This is a genomic window from Streptococcus sp. OH4692_COT-348, from assembly GCF_003859975.1.
In the GTDB taxonomy this organism is placed as follows: Bacteria; Bacillota; Bacilli; order Lactobacillales; family Streptococcaceae; genus Streptococcus.
Map to the genome: position 1 here is coordinate 1 of NZ_RQZB01000089.1, position 255 is coordinate 255.

The 255-nt window shown below is 43.5% G+C and carries 1 protein-coding gene; it reads left to right on the forward strand.

Annotated elements, in window-relative coordinates; genetic code table 11:
- On the forward strand, positions 1-255 hold a 255-nt coding region (locus EII37_RS11005; RefSeq protein WP_185696019.1), incomplete at both ends, for a hypothetical protein.

The window sequence follows — 255 nt, forward strand, 5'->3', positions numbered from 1 at the left end:
CAGCTCGTAAGACACCAACAGTAGATGTTGAACAAGATCCTAAGACAGGTGACGTTACAGTAACACCTAAGAAACCAGATGGCTCAACATATCCACCAGGAACTAAGGTAGAAATCCCAGGTAAAGATGGTAACCCAATCACTGTTACAATCGGTGAAGACGGAAAAGGTAAAGTACCAAACAGCGAATTACCAGACGGTAAAGTTCCAGGTACAGGTAAGATTACTGAACCAGGTAAACCAGCTGTGGAAGTTC